A 14,109-nucleotide genomic window follows, 5' to 3' on the forward strand; every position below is an offset into this window, starting at 1 on the left:
CGTGCTTGCCTGGCGGTTCTCAGTCGATGGTCCGCTTGTTGTAGGCACGCAGGGCGAACGGTGCGAAGACCAGGGTCAGCGCGACCGCCCAGATGATGGTCGAGATCACCGGATGCTGAAGCGGCAGCGCCGAACCCGGACCGAACTCCGGACCGTTGCCCCACAGGACACGCAACGCCTGGACGAGCGATGACATCGGGTTCCATTCGGCGATCGTCCGCAGCCAGGTGGGCATCGGGTCGGTCGGGACAAACGCGTTCGACAGGAACGTGATCGGGAACAGCGTCGAGAACATGAAGCCGTTCACCGCCTCCACGGTGCGCAGCCACGAGCCGATGAGAATGCCGAACCAGATCATCGCGAAACCGAACAGGAGCAGCAGGCCATACGCGAGAACGGCTTCGACGAACGACTCGCGGATGCGCCATCCGATCGCGAGACCGGTCAGCGACATCACCACGATGCCGATGGAGCTGTGCATGACGCTCGCGATGCTCCGCCCGATCAGCACCGACGACCGTCGGATGGGTAGCGACCGGAAACGGTCGATGATGCCCTTCTCGAGATCGGCGGTGATTCCCGACGCCACGATGAACGCGGTGAACACGATGGTCTGCCCCATGATGCCCGGCAGCAGGAACTCTTTGTAGGACGCGCTGTCGGTCTGGATCGACGCACCGAACACGTACGCGAACAAGACCACGAACATGATCGGCTGGATCGTGACGTCGGAGAGCATCTCCGGCATGCGTCTGGTGTGGATCATGTTGCGCTTGACCATGATCCAGGACTGTTGCCACAGGGTGGTCGGATGGACGCGCGATGTGTTCGCGACCACCGCGTCTTTCTCGGCAGTGGTGGTCATCAGGCGGTCTCCTCATCGGTGGTGTTGGTGGTGTCCTCGGCGCGGTGGCCGGTCAGGGACAGGAAGACGTCGTCGAGGCTCGGGCGTGCGAGTCCGAAATCGTCGACGGCGATACCGCTTTCGTCGAACCAGGCGGCGACGCGGGGCAGGTCCCCGAGGCCGCCGGACGCGGTGGTGAGCCGACGTGCGGGGACGTCGACGAACACCTCGGCACCGTTCTTGCGCAGCAGCGCCTCGGCCGCGGGGAGATCTTCGCCGCGGGACACGGTCAGCACCAGGCTGGCCGAACCGGCCTGTTCCTTGAGCTGCAACGGTGTTCCGTGGGCGATGATCTTGCCCTTGTCGATGACGACGATGTCGTCGGCGAGCTGGTCGGCCTCTTCGAGGTACTGGGTCGTCAGCAGGAGGGTGGTCCCGTCGGAGACGAGGTCACGCAGGACATCCCACAGTTCCGAGCGGCTCCGCGGGTCGAGGCCGGTGGTCGGCTCGTCGAGGAACAACACGGGTGGGGACGCGAGCAGGCTGACCGCGAGGTCGAGTCGGCGGCGCATACCGCCGGAGTACGACTTGACCGGTTTGTTGCCCGCTTCGGTGAGAGAGAACTGTTCCAGGAGTTCGTCGGAGCGACGGGCCAAAGTCTTGCGGCCGATGCCGTAGAGGCCACCGATCATGCGCAGGTTCTCGCGACCGGTGAGGATCTCGTCGACGGTGGCCGCCTGGCCGGTGAGGCCCATGTTCTGTCGGACCATGCCGGGCTGCTCGATGACGTCGTAGCCGGCGATGCGGGCGGTCCCGCTCGTCGGCGGTGACAGGGTGGTCATCATGCGGACGGTGGTGGTCTTGCCGGCGCCGTTGGGGCCGAGCAGACCGAGCACGGACCCGCGCGGGACCGTGAAGCTGACACCGTCGACCGCGGTGAAATCGCCGAAGCGTTTGACCAGGTCGATGGCCTCGATCGCGACATCGGAGGTCGCGACATCGCCGGGAGCGGCGGCGGGAACTGTGACTGAGTTCATAACTCTCCACGGTATCTATGGGGTGTGACAGGAGCGAACGATTTTCCGGCGTCTCCGGGTGTGTATGGGGGACAACTCAGGGCACGTCAGGGAACTCCGCTGTTCTCCGACAAGACTGACCGCCCGCCCCCACGGAACTCATCGGTCCGACGGCCCGAACTCCGACGATCGATGTGAGATAGACGCTAGGACCTCAAGCTCGGTTGAAGTCAACAAACTGTTCATGTCCGCATCTGCGGAGTCTGACCGCGAGGAAGAGCGCAGATGCGGATACAGTGTCGTCGTGACCGCGATACGGATCAAAGACGCCGCGACTCTCCTCGGCGTCAGCGACGACACCGTCCGCCGATGGATCGCGTCCGGGGTGCTCGAGCAGTCCGACGACGGCCCGGTCGCGACGGTCGACGGTGCCCGGCTCGCGGAGCTGGCGCGGGAACGCGCGGTTGCCCCCGATGACGGTGCGCCCGTCTCGCGGTCGGCCCGCAACCGATTCACCGGTCTCGTCACCGAGGTGCTGATGGACGGCGTCATGGCGCAGGTGACGCTGCAGTGCGGTCCGTTCGAGGTGACGTCGCTGATGAGTGCGCAGTCGGCGCGTGAGCTGGAACTGGCGCCGGGATCGGTCGCCACCGCCATCGTGAAGTCGACGAATGTCATCGTCGAGACGACGCGGGGCGAACGATGAAGAGGCCGATGGTCGCTCTGGTGGTGGCCGGGCTGCTCCTCGTTACGGGTTGCTCGTCGGGTACGGGTTCGGACGATTCGTCGACGCTCGACGTGTCGGCGGCGGCGTCGCTGAAGAAGACCTTCACCGCGATCGCCGAGGAATTCGAGAAGCAGCATGCCGGCGTCGACGTCCGCCTGTCCTTCGACGGGTCGTCGACTCTCGCCAACCAGATTCAGCAGGGTGCGCCCGCCGATGTCTTCGCGAGCGCCGACGAGAAGATCATGGCGAAACTCGGCGGCCTGGCGGTCGACCCGAAGATCTTCGCGACCAACACCCTGGTGATCGTCACCGCCCGTGGTAACCCGTTGGGAATCAGCTCCTTCGCCGATCTCGCGAACCCCGGCGTGACCACTGTGGTGTGCCAGTCCGCCCAGCCGTGCGGCACCGCGACCGACGTGGTGGAGAAGAACACGGGGATCATCATCGATGCGGTGTCGGAGGAACAATCGGTGAGCGCGGTACTCACCAAGGTGACGACTGGGCAGGCCGACGCCGGGGTCGTGTATGTGACCGACGCCCGCGCGGCCGGCGACCAGGTGGCCATGGTGACCGATCCGGCGTTCGCGGACGTGGTGAACGCGTACCCGATCGCGACGGTCGACGGTGCGGCGCACGGCGATCTGGGTTCGCAGTTCGTGGATCTCGTCCTCGGTGAGAGCGGGCAGCGCATCTTGCGCGACGCGGGCTTCGGTGCACCGTGACCGTGCGTGCGGGACTCGTCCGTCGTGATCCGACGGGTTTGCCGGCCTGGACGTACGGCCTGGCCGCGCTCGGCGTCCTGCTCATCGTCCTGCCGCCGTTGGCGCTGTTGTTCCGATCGCCCTGGGACACCTTTGTCGAACAGGTGACGTCGCCGTCTTCGATTGACGCGCTACGGCTCTCCCTGATCACCGCGACGATCAGCACCGTCTGCTGTCTGCTGATCGGTGTGCCGATGGCGGTGATCTTCGCGCGATATGACGGGGTGGTCGTGCGGGTGGTGCGCTCGCTGGTTCTGCTGCCGCTGGTTCTGCCACCGGTGGTCGGTGGCCTGGCCCTGCTGTACACCTTCGGTCGGTTGGGGATCGTCGGCGAACATCTGCACGACGCCGGGATCGACATCGCCTTCACGACCACGGCGGTGGTGTTGGCGCAGACGTTCGTCGCGCTGCCGTTCCTGGTGATCAGCGTCGAAGGCGCTGTGCGGGTGGTGGGTACGCGCTACGAGGAGGTGGCTGCGACTCTGGGGGCCGGACCGACCCGGACGTTGTGGCGGGTCACACTGCCGCTGGTGGCGCCGTCGCTTCTCGCCGGGTTGGTGCTGGCGTTCGCCCGTGCACTCGGCGAGTTCGGTGCGACGATCACGTTCGCCGGCAATGCACCCGGCATCACGCAGACCGCTCCGCTGGCCATCTACGTGTCGGCGATCGACGACCCGCAGGCCGCGATCCCGTTGTCGCTCATCCTCGTTGTGCTCTCGCTGGTCGTCGTCGTGGGTGTGCACAGTCGGCGCCGGCGGACCGGGACGGGTGCGCTGTGAACGCCGCGGATCTGATGGTCGTCATCGACCAGGCGAGGCCGCCGCTGTCCGTGGAACATCGGTTCGTGGCCGGCCGGACGACTGCGATCGTGGGCCCGAACGGTGCCGGAAAGTCGACGATGTTGCGGGTCATCGCGGGTCTGCTCCGCGGAGGCGATGCTTCAAGGATCGCTCTGGGGGACGAGGTGTTTCGGGACGGTCGAGTGTCCGTGCCGCCCCATCGCCGGGGTGTCTCGCTGCTGTCGCAGGAGGCGCGCCTGTTCCCGCACCTGACGGTCGCCGAGAACGTGGCGTTCGCGCCGTCCGCGCAGCGGTTGTCGCGAGGTGAGGTGCGGGAGCGGGTCGAGCGGTGGTTGACGGCGACGGAGGTCGCGGACCTCGCCGACCGGAAGCCCGACGAGTTGTCCGGCGGTCAGGCGCAGCGTGTCGCGATCGCGAGGGCGTTGGCTGCCGAACCGCGGATTCTGTTGCTGGACGAGCCTTTCCGTGCGCTGGACGTCGATGTCGCAAGTCGTCTGCGGGCGCTGCTCCGAGGCCTGCTCGCCGATCACGGCCGCACCACGATCATGGTCACCCACGATCCGGTCGACGCTCTCGGGTTGGCCGAGGACATCGTCGTTCTGGATCAGGGTCGGATCGTCGAATCCGGTTCTACGCGTGAGGTGTTGACCAACCCGGGGTCGAGGTTCAGTGCGTCGCTGTCTGGGCTCAACTTGTTCGTGGGGCGTGTGGGCGAGGCTTCGGCCGTGGTCGACGAGGCCGGTAACCACGTCGTCGGACTGGTGGGCGAGGACGTACCGGCTGGTGGTCTTGTCTCGGGAACGCCCGCTGCGGCGACCTTCTCACCTCGGGCTGTCGCTGTGTATCTCGAAGAGCCACATGGCAGTCCACGGACGACGCTGCGTGCCACCATCCGCGACGTGGTGCCTCGCGGCGACCACGCGCTGGTGAACACCGACGTCGGCGATCAGGTCGTCGCGGCGGAGGTCACCTGGTCCGCGGTCGCCGACCTGGGTCTGGTCACCGGACTCGACGTCGTGCTGGTGGTGAAAGCGAGCGAAGTCCGGGTCAGCGCCGTCGTCGAGCGGTAACGGGCGGATGTCATTTCGACTGTGGGACTTCGATCGAAGTCTGGGGTCGGGTTGGGGTCTGGGGGTCGCGGGTTATCAGAAGAAGAAGTGGCCCCCGACGAAAAGGCCTTCCATGAAAGCTGTTCCGGACGGCAGGACGCTCAGTTTCGTCGTGAGATGCTTCCAGGTGATGTACGACAAGTAGGACCAGTCGCGTGGCGTGTCTCGGTCCGACTGGCGCGGTTCGTGGGCTTCGACGGAGACAAAGCCCGGGGGGTTTGTCGAGACATCGTCAGGAAGTGAAGTACGCGATGAGCAACCCGGCGACGAAGCTCAGTATCGGGTAGGTCACAAACATTGCGATCTTGCCGCTGAAGTAGGTGCTCAACTGTCGCCACTGATCTACAGGATTGTTTTCGTCAGCCAACGGTCTTCCATTTCCTTGATCTCGGATTCGGTTGTATCCCAAGCAGAAGCAGGGGTGGTGGCGGTAAAGATAGCCAGAGACGAATCGCCTCGGGCGCTCACATACGCAAGCTGACTGCGTCGAACACGCAGGTCGATGTCAGTTGCGGAGTACACGCCATCGTCGACGGCGAGGTATCCGTCGTGGTCCACCACGTGATCCAGGACCGTCGCATTCCGTAGGGCGGTGATATCGAGCGTGGTGTCGATGTCTGATAAGCGAACGGGATCGGTTTGTCCCAGAGAGAAGTACTGGACGACTGCGTTCGAAACGAACGATGCCCCCGGTGTTTCGGTTCTGAGTAGCACGCGACTCGCCATGGCGGCATGGGCTGCTTCGGCATCGAGCTCGTACCAACCGATTGGCGGGGCGAAGTTTAATGACGGCAAGGAGGCCCGAAGTTCGGCTGTACAGCGAAAGTTCGCGATTGCGTATTCTAGGGCGGCGATCATGCGCTCGCCCAGCTGTCGACTGTCAGCCTGATAGCGCACCGCCACACAAGAGACCCAAGACGAATGTCAAGCCCGAGGGCAAGCACGTCAGGGGCGTCCAGAGCATGTAACTCACCGTGCTGTCGGAGAGCGTGGTTGACAGACGCTTACGACGCCGGCCGTCGTGATCCGGTCCACCGTTCGAGGAGCCGAACCCCGACTGCTCGTCCTCGCCCCGGTTTGCACCAGAGCCGGTATGACGCGCCATCAATCGAACCAACCTTTCACGACCTTCATTGCGTCGGCACCTGCCTTGCTGCCGATAGCCGCGCCGATCCCGGCCCCTATCGCAGTTCCGACCGGCCCCGCGAACGACCCGACCACCGCGCCGGCAGCCGCGCCGCCAATTATCCCGCCTCCCAAGGATCCAGCGGCGGCCGCTATGGCGTCACCGCCGTCCTGTTCACCGCGATCGTACTTGCTCCACTCATCGTAGGCAGTGACACCCAACCCGAGAGCAAACGAACCCTTCGCCATCGTTTTGCCGAGGGAACCCATGCGGGCGATGTCGTCCGCGCTCATCCCCGCCTGGCCCACAGCTCGCCGCGACCTGCGATAAGCCTCCGCAAGATCTTCGCCACGCTTCTGTGCCGCAGAAATTGCTGCCGTTGCGGCCGGGCCTGATAAATCCCCTAATCCGAGGGCCTTCCATACGTACGCGGCTCGCGAAGGATCGAGGCCATCTGTCTTATTGCGCTTCAGGTTTTCGAGTTGTTGCGGCGTAAGGTCCATCATGCGTTCGAAACGCCCGCGTTGTTCGGGTGTCGCCGTGCCGTCTCGTACCGCCTTGGCATCGCCTTCGGCGAGGTTCGGGTCGACGACGCCACGGTTCTTGGCGACGGAAGCCGGTGCGATGCCGCCGATCTCGCCGAGCGCCCCATTGATGCCATCTCGAGTGGCAGTCACAGTGTCGTCCGCAGCCGTTGCGAGACCCGACAAAGCAGACTGGTGCTCGAACGCTTCCCCAGCGTCGAACTCCGCGCCCTCCGGCGCGCGAGCCGGATCGAAGTTGATCGCGTACCCACGGTCTCCGCGGTCGAGGATGTAGCCCCGGTTGTCGGCGAGTGTGGTCCGGCTCTCCAACGCAGTGATCGCGTTGCGAATGTTGGTGGCGCCGGTCTGCAAGACCTCCGCGAGGTCGCCGAATTCGTCGGCGGTGTTCCTGATCCATCGAGTAAGACCCTCGGCCCGGGTATCAGCGGCGCCGCGGGCGTTGCCTTGCCAGTCAGACAGCATGAGGTTGAGGACCGGGTTGCCCGCCTTGGGCGCTTCGACCTCCAGATGTGCCTGCAGTCGCACGACGCCGAAGGCGATCTGCGCCATGACCTCGGGCTTCCACGAGGTCACCTCGTTGTAACTGGGTGGCATGGGTTTTTACTGGACCGACAACAGAATCTCGAGGGGGACAACGTGGTGCTTCTGATCGCCATCCCGCGAGGGGTAGGGAGTGGCCGACGAGATTTCTCCGGCACTCTTCATGTCGGTCTCGACGGTCGTGTCCTTGGCATCCACCACCAGCTCCGAGAACGCGGCCACGGCACCGGACAGGTTGTCGAGTGCGGTGGCGATACGTTCGTCTGCGGTGGCCGCCACGACTGCCATGTCGGCGGTCGCACCCATGAAGTTGCCGGCCAGTTCACCGAAGGTCGACGACGTGCCCTCAAGACCCGCGTACGACGTCAGTTCGAGCACCCTCAACCGTGAGGCGCAGTTCGAGACATCCGTCGCTGCGGTGTCGAGCGCTGATGGGTCAACAACCAAGTCCGACACAAATCCCCCCTTTGATGTCGCGAACCACCATAGATGTTCGGTCGTCACCGTAGTTCGCCAGGTCGCGGCCTGCAGATGTCTGTCCACAGCCAACCGGCGAACCTCAACTCGACTCACAGACGTCGATCGAAGTCTGCCGGTCGAATTGAGGTTCGCCGGTCAGTCGCTGAGTGGTCCGTCGCGATGCGGCTCCAGCACACGGGCTTTGAGGTGCCTGTATCCGCGAACGCGGAGGGACGGCATCGACTTGAGGTAGAACCGGTCGTCGTCGGCGATCTGGGTGGCGACCGAATCGTCGACCAGGGTGGTTCCGGGGCGTGCGGAACTCGTCAAGCGGGATGCGATGTTGACCGGTTCGCCGAAGACGTCGCCGAGGCGGGGGAGCACTGCGCCACGGGCGAGGCCGACGCGGAGTGGCGGCAGGTGGTCGCTCTCGGAGAGACGATGGATCTCCAACGCGGCCGCGGCGGCGGCTCCGGAATCGTCGAAGGTGAACATCACGGCGTCGCCGAGGGTCTTGACCACACGGCCGCCGTGATCGACGACCACGTCGAAGGTGTCATCCTCGAACGAACCCAACAGCGCTTCGAGATCGTTCAAATCGATACGACGAGACAGACTCGTGTAGCCGACGATGTCGGCGAAACCGACGACGAGATCGACCTCCTCTTCGGATGAGTGGTCGGTGTGCCGTTCGATCGCGAGCGCCATGTGCCTGCGCCAGATCAGGTGCTGGATCTGACCGAGCGCGTCGCTCATCTGCTCCAGCGTCCAGGGGAGAGTGGGGTCGTCGGCGATCTCCCGGAGCTGTTCGGCCTCCCATTCGGCCAGGCGGGAGATGGTCTGGCCGATGGCCCGCGCCATCGCGATCTGGGTGGTCTCCGGCATCGCGCCCGATGATGCGGCGAACATCTCCAACGCCTGCATGTCCCGATCGGAGAAGACCTTCTCGTCCGACGACCTCCGCGCGAAACCGAAGGCATTCCACGCTTTCTCCGCGAACTCCGCGGAAACGCCGAGCTTCTCGATCAGCTCGTCCCGGGTGTAGCGAGGGGTGTACGGGCTGTTCTCGCCCTCGGACGCGTCGGTGGTTCCACTGGATTCGGTGACCTCACGCATGGGAGCAGTCTCTCTCACCTCGCGATCCGCTGCGGAGGGTTCCCGGCAGTGCGTCGAGGATCACCGCGACGGACCAAGACCGGGGGATCAACCGCTGTGACCCAGCAGAGAAAAGTCGATGCACCGTTGTTGACATCACAACGGTGTGGGCAGCATCATAAACTGATATCAGTTCAGGAACGGCAATGGAGGTTGGCTTGACCGACAATCGATACGACCTGCTCATCATCGGAGCCGGCATGGCAGGTTGCACTGTCGGTGCTCGCGCCGCGGAGGCCGGCCTCCGGGTCTGCATGGTCGACGTCGCCGGCGACATCGGCGGTTCGGCCCGGTACGCCGGCTACGTGTGGTCGATGCCGGACCACGACGCGATGGACAAGCACAACCCGGGCGGCGACGACGAGCTGCGTCGCCACCTCGTGGACCGTTTCCCGGAGGCCGTCGACTGGCTGCGGTCGTTCGGCGCCGATGTGGGCGAACGCCAACCGATCCTGCCGTACGGAGCCGGATACAAGTTCGACACCAACCACTTCCTCGAGCTCTGCCGGAAGAAACTGAGCGAGACCGGGAACGAGCTCCTCCTCAACACCGAGACCCGCCGGCTCATCGTCGAAGACGGCACCGTCGTGGGTGCCGTGGTCACCTCGGCAGACGGCGAGGAGCGGGAGATCCGTGCGGGCTACACCGTGATCGCCACCGGTGGGTTCCAAGCCGACCCGGAACTGCGTGCGCGACACCTGCACCCGGAAGCCCGGACGATCGAACTGCGTTCCAATCCGAACAGCGCCGGCGGCGGGCACCGACTCGCACGCGAGGTCGGGGCCGCCTTCGGCAAGGAGCACGCGGGGTTCTACGGACACCTCATCCCGAGCGGGATCTCATTGGGAGAGGACGACTTCGTCGAGCTGGCGCTGTACTACAGCGAGCACTGCCTGCTGTTCAACGTCGAGAACAAGCGCTTCGTCGACGAGACCCTGGGCGATCACCTGAACACCATCGAACTTCTCGAACAACCCGAGGCCCGAGGTCTACTGGTCGCCGACGCACGTGTGTACCGGGACTGGATGACCGCGCCCTACGTCGAAGGCGCCGTCGCCCCGGACAAGTTCGGGATCACCGCCAAGCGTGGCGGCCGGGTCGGCATGGCCGAGTCCCTGGAGGAGTTCGAGTACCTTCCCGAGGAATGGGGCTACGACGGCAAGGCCATCGCCGCCGCGATCACCGAATACAACGAGGCGGTCAAGGAGAACAAGGCCTCGCCGGCGCACACGCTCGACCCGCAACCGCTCGACGAGGCCCCGTACTACATCATCGAGACGGTCCCCGCGGTCACCTTCCCGTTCTACGGAATCCTCATCGACACCGAAGCTCGTGTGCTCGACGAAGCGGGACAACCGATTCCGGGTCTTCTTGCGGCAGGATCGGACACCGGTGGGCTCTGGTACCGCGCCTACGGCGGCGGCCTGGCGACAGCGCTGACCTTCGGCCTGACGGCCGCGAACACCGCGAGCTCGACCCTGTCGGTGCGCTGAGCCGACGCACCTGAAGCGACAAAGAGAGCGCCCGACCGACAGGTCGGGCGCTCTCTTTTCTCCGGGTCAACGCTTCGGAAGGACGACGGCGCGGCCGGGTAGCTCGCCGCGGCGCAACTGCTCGTACGCCTCAGGTGCATCACGCAGATCGAAGGACACGGTCTCGGCGGTGAGATCACCGGCGGCGGCCAGTGCCACCACCGCGGCGAGGTCGGATCGTGTGCCCCAGAACGGTGCTCGGACCTGCCAACCCGAGGCCAGACCGACGTCCTTGCCGACCGTCACGCGACCACCGGACGTCCCCACGATCACCAGGCGGCCCCCGGGCCCGAGAACGGCAGAGGCCGGTTCGACCGTCGCCGGGGCGCCGGCGAAGTCGAGGACGATGTCGGCCCCGCCGCGTGCGCGGATGTCCTGGGCCGCCTCGTCGACCGACGGATACGACGCGTCGGCCTTCAGAGCCAGGGCCAACGCACGGGCCTGCTCACGGTTGTCGACCGCGATCACCGCACACACACCCATGGCACGCAGGATCTGAATCGCCATGTGGCCCAAGCCCCCGACGCCGATGACGACGGCGACCATCGAGGAGTCGATCAGGTCGGAGTTCGACGAGATGGCATGGTAGGCGGTGAGACCGGCGTCCGCGAGGGGCGCCGCGACCGCCGGATCGAGACCGTTGGTCGGGACCAGCACATCCGCCGACGGAACCAGCAGGCGTTCGGCCAGCCCGCCGGGATGTCCGAGGCCGTTGCCGATCCGTGGGTTCCGGCCCCCGGGCTCGCGAGCCAGCGAGAGGCAGTAGTTCTCGCGCCCACGGGCACAGTTCCGGCAGGTTCCGCACGACCAGATCCCGTGCACGACGACAGTTTCGCCGATCCAGGCGGGATCGGCCTGAGGCCCGACCGCACGCACGGTCCCGGCCACCTCGTGGCCGAGGGTCAGTGGGAGCGGGTAATCGAAGACCCCGGACGGGGTGTCCATGACGTGCAAGTCGGACAGACAGAGTCCCGCGGCGTCGACGTCGAGGAGAAGTTCGGTGCCGGTCGGTTCCGGGTCGGCGATCTCCCGCACCACCGGGGGACGCCCCCATTCGGTGAGTTGTACTGCCAGCATTGGTCAACTCCTGTTCTCGTCCAGACGCACGAGCGTCTTCCCGGTGGTGAGTCCCTCGAGCATCGCGGCCAGAGCCGCGGGCGCGGACTCCAGACCGTCGAAAACGGTTTCCTCGTAGTGCATCCGACCCTGCGCCAGGTGTTCGCCGATCTCGCGCTGCATGGCCGGGAGAAGGTCGTTGTAGGAGCCCGCGCGGTAACCCTGCACGGTGATGCTCTTGGAGACCAGTTGAAAGAGGTTGCGGGGACCCGGCGGTGGCGTCTCGGCGTCGTACGCGGCGATGGCCCCGCACACGGCGACCCGACCACCGGGGTTCATCGCATCCAGAGCCGCTTCGAGATGATCGCCGCCGACGCTGTCGAAGTAGGCGGTGATGCCCGCGGGTGCCGCCTCCGCCAGACGGTCGGTCAACGAGGCCCGGTGATGGTCGAAGGCGGCATCGAGTCCGAGTTGCTCGCGGAGGTACTCGACCTTCGCCGGACTGCCGGCGGAACCGACGACGGTGGCACCGCGCAGGCGCGACAGCTGTGCGACGAGACCGCCCACGGCGCCGGCCGCTGCCGAGACCCACACCGTGTCGGTGGGTTTGACGTCGAGAACCGCGTGCACGCCCGCGTAGGCGGTCAACCCCGAACTGCCCAGCGGGCCCAGAAACCACTGGGGAGGGTGGTCGAGGGTGTCGACGACCGAGAGGCCGCCGTATCCGCCGAGGGTCGCGCCGTCGGCACGGACGACGGCATGTTCACGGAATCCGCACAGGTGTGAGACATGTTGTCCGACCTCGAAATCCCCGGATCGGGAATCGACGACGACCCCGAGCGCCAGACCTGCGAGAGATTCGCCGAGTGTGAACGGGGGAAGGTACCCGTCCGGGGTCGTCTCGGCCAGTCTGATCCGGATCGACGGATCTACCGACAACCAGGTGTTCCGCACGAGCACGTCCCCGGTGCGCAGCGGTGGCAGAACCTGTTCGGTGATGGCGAGATCACCGGGGCGCAGTGGTCCTCGGGGTCGGCGCGCGAGCGTCACCACCTGCGTCGAGGAGATCATCTGCGGAAGTGGTCCACGCCGTCGATGCACCGGACCGTGAGACGGCTGTCGGCGACGAGGACGTCGAGGTGCGCCATCGTCTCGCACACGGCGATCAGCTGGTTGAAGGTGTCGAGCGAGGAGAAGGGTCGGTTGTGGCGGGTCCAGAGGAGTCTCTCGGCGACCTGATGACCGGGCAGTGCGCGCCCGGCGTCGTCGAACACCGCCAGGATCTCGTCGAACCTTCTCCGGTGGTGTTCCAGGAGGCCCTGGGCGCGCTCGCCGACGAGGCCACCGACGTCGCCGTGCGCCGGGGCGATCGTGCGCGGGGACTCGTCCGCGACCATCAGTTCGAGAGAGCTGAGGAACTTGGCGAGGGGGAGATCCCAGACGCCGAGTTCGAAACCGATCGACGGCGTGATCGTCGGCAGGATGTGATCGCCGGTGAACGACAGGCCGGTGTCGAGGTCGTGGAAGACCATGTGGCCCTTGGTGTGGCCGGGGGTGTGTACCGCCTCGATACGTCGGCCGGGCAACGGCAACGGTCCCGGTTGCAGCCAGGTGTCCGGGGTGTCCCAGTCGTCCACGTCAAACGGCTCGTCGACCGTCAGGCGGTAGACCTCGTCGGCGAGCTCGTATGCGCCGGACCGACGGGCCTGGACGAGTGACTCCTCCGGCACATTGCTGTTGATCCGGGCGATCTCGACCAGGCCGTGTGCCTCGCGCGCACCCATGTGGATGGCGCAGCCATACCTGCGTCGGAGTTCGACGGCGAACGTGTAGTGATCGCGGTGGATGTGCGTGACGAAGATGTCGGTGATCTCGTGCGGGCGGCGGCCGATCGAGGCGAGGGCGGTGGACATCTCCTCATGGGTGCCCGGTCGGTGCCATCCGCCGTCGATCAGGGCGAGCCCCGAGTCGGTCTCGAGCACATAGACATTCACCGCTCGCAGCCCGTCCTGGGGCAGCTCGAGCGGGATGCGGTGCACGCCGTCGACGACGGGGTGGCATCCCGGCTCGAGCCAGGCCGTACGGCTCACGGCCGAACGGTTCACGGCGTCGGTGCAGTCAGCGGCACCATGGTCTTCTCGTCGCCGTACCAGATCATCCGACGTCCGCGCATCGCGCCGACGTGCTCGACCGCCGCCGCCCACTCGGGGCTGCGCAGGGCCGCCTCGAGGGCTTCACGGGATTCGAAGCTCAGGACCGACAATCCGTCCCACCCTGAGGACTTCTCGTCGAATCCCTCCACGATCTCGGTGTGCTGCCAGCGCAGGAGGCCGGGGAGCGGGTAGGTGACGTCGGCGTGCTCGCCGCGCCACCACTCGATGAACTGGTCGTGGGTCCAGTCGCTCGGTCGGGACGCGAGCACCATCAGATTGAACATGT

General features: G+C 65.9%; 15 protein-coding genes. 5 read left to right on the forward strand and 10 right to left on the reverse strand.

What is annotated here, in order from left to right; translation table 11 throughout:
• Window positions 1–19: 19 nt before the first annotated feature.
• On the reverse strand, window positions 20–865 hold the full coding sequence (locus OK17_RS18955; RefSeq protein ID WP_232716998.1) for an ABC transporter permease: 846 nt from the start codon (window positions 863–865) through the stop codon (window positions 20–22).
• A complete protein-coding gene (locus OK17_RS18960; RefSeq protein WP_461418392.1) occupies window positions 865–1,881 on the reverse strand; it encodes an ATP-binding cassette domain-containing protein in 1,017 nt (338 codons plus the stop codon). Before OK17_RS18960 ends, OK17_RS18955 begins: the two co-directional genes overlap by 1 nt.
• Window positions 1,882–2,164: 283 nt before the next feature.
• Here OK17_RS18960 and OK17_RS18965 point away from each other — a divergent pair, with 283 nt between their 5' ends.
• Genes OK17_RS18965 through OK17_RS18980 form a run of 4 tightly spaced genes read left to right on the forward strand, consistent with a single transcriptional unit; the run spans window position 2,165 to window position 5,218 of the window.
• Window positions 2,165–2,566: a TOBE domain-containing protein gene (locus tag OK17_RS18965; protein ID WP_232717000.1), complete on the forward strand. Its 402-nt coding sequence runs from the start codon at window positions 2,165–2,167 to the stop codon at window positions 2,564–2,566.
• Window positions 2,563–3,309: a molybdate ABC transporter substrate-binding protein gene (gene modA / locus OK17_RS18970; RefSeq protein WP_232717001.1), complete on the forward strand. Its 747-nt coding sequence runs from the start codon at window positions 2,563–2,565 to the stop codon at window positions 3,307–3,309. The genes OK17_RS18965 and modA overlap by 4 nt, the downstream gene beginning before the upstream one ends.
• Window positions 3,306–4,127, forward strand: coding sequence for an ABC transporter permease (locus tag OK17_RS18975; protein WP_461418393.1), 822 nt, complete (start codon window positions 3,306–3,308; stop codon window positions 4,125–4,127). The genes modA and OK17_RS18975 overlap by 4 nt, the downstream gene beginning before the upstream one ends.
• A gap of 14 nt (window positions 4,128–4,141) precedes the next feature.
• Window positions 4,142–5,218 (forward strand): sulfate/molybdate ABC transporter ATP-binding protein, encoded by a 1,077-nt coding sequence (locus OK17_RS18980; RefSeq protein WP_461418400.1) that lies wholly within the window; start codon window positions 4,142–4,144, stop codon window positions 5,216–5,218.
• A 381-nt stretch (window positions 5,219–5,599) separates the two neighbouring features.
• Here the strand turns inward: OK17_RS18980 and OK17_RS18985 are convergent, their stop codons facing one another.
• From OK17_RS18985 to OK17_RS19000, 4 genes are all read right to left on the reverse strand, one after another.
• Window positions 5,600–6,160 (reverse strand): acetyltransferase, encoded by a 561-nt coding sequence (locus OK17_RS18985; RefSeq protein WP_232717004.1) that lies wholly within the window; start codon window positions 6,158–6,160, stop codon window positions 5,600–5,602.
• Between the two features lie 201 nt (window positions 6,161–6,361).
• Window positions 6,362–7,522 (reverse strand): hypothetical protein, encoded by a 1,161-nt coding sequence (locus tag OK17_RS18990; RefSeq protein ID WP_461418394.1) that lies wholly within the window; start codon window positions 7,520–7,522, stop codon window positions 6,362–6,364.
• A gap of 6 nt (window positions 7,523–7,528) precedes the next feature.
• The gene (locus OK17_RS18995; RefSeq protein WP_232717006.1) at window positions 7,529–7,972 is read right to left on the reverse strand and encodes a hypothetical protein; all 444 of its coding nucleotides are present in this window, start codon (window positions 7,970–7,972) and stop codon (window positions 7,529–7,531) included.
• 111 nt (window positions 7,973–8,083) lie between these two features.
• Window positions 8,084–9,043, reverse strand: a complete 960-nt coding sequence (locus OK17_RS19000; RefSeq protein ID WP_232717007.1) for an adenylate/guanylate cyclase domain-containing protein — start codon at window positions 9,041–9,043, stop codon at window positions 8,084–8,086.
• 185 nt (window positions 9,044–9,228) lie between these two features.
• Between OK17_RS19000 and OK17_RS19005 the strand changes: the two genes are divergently transcribed.
• Entirely contained in the window at window positions 9,229–10,575 is a 1,347-nt protein-coding gene (locus tag OK17_RS19005; RefSeq protein ID WP_232717008.1) for an FAD-dependent oxidoreductase, read from the forward strand.
• A gap of 66 nt (window positions 10,576–10,641) precedes the next feature.
• Here the strand turns inward: OK17_RS19005 and OK17_RS19010 are convergent, their stop codons facing one another.
• From OK17_RS19010 to OK17_RS19025, 4 genes are read right to left on the reverse strand one after another with little or no spacing between them, the layout of a single operon-like run.
• Entirely contained in the window at window positions 10,642–11,691 is a 1,050-nt protein-coding gene (locus OK17_RS19010; RefSeq protein WP_232717009.1) for an NAD(P)-dependent alcohol dehydrogenase, read from the reverse strand.
• Between the two features lie 3 nt (window positions 11,692–11,694).
• Window positions 11,695–12,741, reverse strand: coding sequence for an NADP-dependent oxidoreductase (locus OK17_RS19015; protein WP_232717010.1), 1,047 nt, complete (start codon window positions 12,739–12,741; stop codon window positions 11,695–11,697).
• On the reverse strand, window positions 12,738–13,760 hold the full coding sequence (locus tag OK17_RS19020; RefSeq protein ID WP_461418395.1) for an MBL fold metallo-hydrolase: 1,023 nt from the start codon (window positions 13,758–13,760) through the stop codon (window positions 12,738–12,740). The genes OK17_RS19015 and OK17_RS19020 overlap by 4 nt, the downstream gene beginning before the upstream one ends.
• A gap of 11 nt (window positions 13,761–13,771) precedes the next feature.
• Window positions 13,772–14,107, reverse strand: a complete 336-nt coding sequence (locus OK17_RS19025; RefSeq protein ID WP_232717012.1) for an EthD family reductase — start codon at window positions 14,105–14,107, stop codon at window positions 13,772–13,774.
• Window positions 14,108–14,109 lie beyond the last annotated feature (2 nt).

This window comes from Gordonia sp. GN26 (assembly GCF_054823965.1).

What these genes read in the sequence shown, in the direction of transcription:
- OK17_RS18955 (WP_232716998.1), bottom strand. Translation starts at nt 865, where the DNA reads ATGACCACCACTGCCGAGAAAGACGCGGTGGTCGCGAACACATCGCGC.
- OK17_RS18960 (WP_461418392.1), bottom strand. Translation starts at nt 1,881, where the DNA reads ATGAACTCAGTCACAGTTCCCGCCGCCGCTCCCGGCGATGTCGCGACC.
- modA (WP_232717001.1), top strand. Translation starts at nt 2,563, where the DNA reads ATGAAGAGGCCGATGGTCGCTCTGGTGGTGGCCGGGCTGCTCCTCGTT.
- OK17_RS18980 (WP_461418400.1), top strand. Translation starts at nt 4,142, where the DNA reads ATGGTCGTCATCGACCAGGCGAGGCCGCCGCTGTCCGTGGAACATCGG.
- OK17_RS18990 (WP_461418394.1), bottom strand. Translation starts at nt 7,522, where the DNA reads ATGCCACCCAGTTACAACGAGGTGACCTCGTGGAAGCCCGAGGTCATG.
- OK17_RS19000 (WP_232717007.1), bottom strand. Translation starts at nt 9,043, where the DNA reads ATGCGTGAGGTCACCGAATCCAGTGGAACCACCGACGCGTCCGAGGGC.
- OK17_RS19005 (WP_232717008.1), top strand. Translation starts at nt 9,229, where the DNA reads ATGGAGGTTGGCTTGACCGACAATCGATACGACCTGCTCATCATCGGA.
- OK17_RS19010 (WP_232717009.1), bottom strand. Translation starts at nt 11,691, where the DNA reads ATGCTGGCAGTACAACTCACCGAATGGGGGCGTCCCCCGGTGGTGCGG.
- OK17_RS19015 (WP_232717010.1), bottom strand. Translation starts at nt 12,741, where the DNA reads ATGATCTCCTCGACGCAGGTGGTGACGCTCGCGCGCCGACCCCGAGGA.
- OK17_RS19025 (WP_232717012.1), bottom strand. Translation starts at nt 14,107, where the DNA reads ATGTTCAATCTGATGGTGCTCGCGTCCCGACCGAGCGACTGGACCCAC.